This is a genomic window from Muriventricola aceti, assembly GCF_025567565.1.
Lineage (GTDB): Bacteria > Bacillota > Clostridia > Oscillospirales > Oscillospiraceae > Lawsonibacter > Lawsonibacter aceti.
Window position 1 is genome coordinate 3,399 of sequence record NZ_JAOQKF010000024.1, and the last position, 608, is coordinate 4,006.

Here is a 608-nt window from a genome sequence, read left to right on the forward strand (position 1 = left end):
GCACAGGCTCTTGCCAATGAGAAGCAGGATAAGCTCACTGGTACACAGGGCCAGGTGGTTGGCTTTGACAGCGGGGGTAACGCCGTGCCACAGGATGCGCCACAATCTGGCATGACCCAGGAACAGGCCGACCAGAGGTATCTCCAGTTGAGCGGAGGGACCATGACGGGGGAGTTGGTGCTGGAGGTTGTTGAGTCCCCTGATCCGGTAGACGAAGGTACAGATCACAGAGTGCAGTTAGTTGTGAATGGAGATTTTTTGGGTCTTGAGAAGTTACCGCTGATCGGGATTTCTAGTAATCATGATACGGCATATATGTTTGCCAATCCAGGAGAGATTGATGCTTTCACAAGTCCGGGCTCTGGCATTGTTCAAAAAGTAGACTGTGGGGGCGTGTTTTTCTATAACGTAGGGGGCGCAAGAAAAACCGGCTTTGCGGAAAATGATGCTTATCTGCCTACGATGGATGATGTAAAGGAGGAACTCCGCAATGCTAGACCAAAATCCACCCTGGTCACCCTCCCCCTCTCCGCCTGGTCCAACAACACCCAGACTGTTACAGTTCCGGGCGTACTTGCGGATGAGAGTAAACAGTTGATTCAGCCAAT

At 51.8% G+C, this 608-nt stretch carries 1 protein-coding gene; it reads left to right on the forward strand.

Annotation, left to right across the window (positions count from 1 at the left end; translation table 11 throughout):
* Positions 1 to 162: 162 nt before the first annotated feature.
* Positions 163 to 608, forward strand: a 446-nt coding sequence (locus tag OCV64_RS16025) for a hypothetical protein (protein ID WP_262670549.1), incomplete at its 3' end; no start/stop codon positions are given.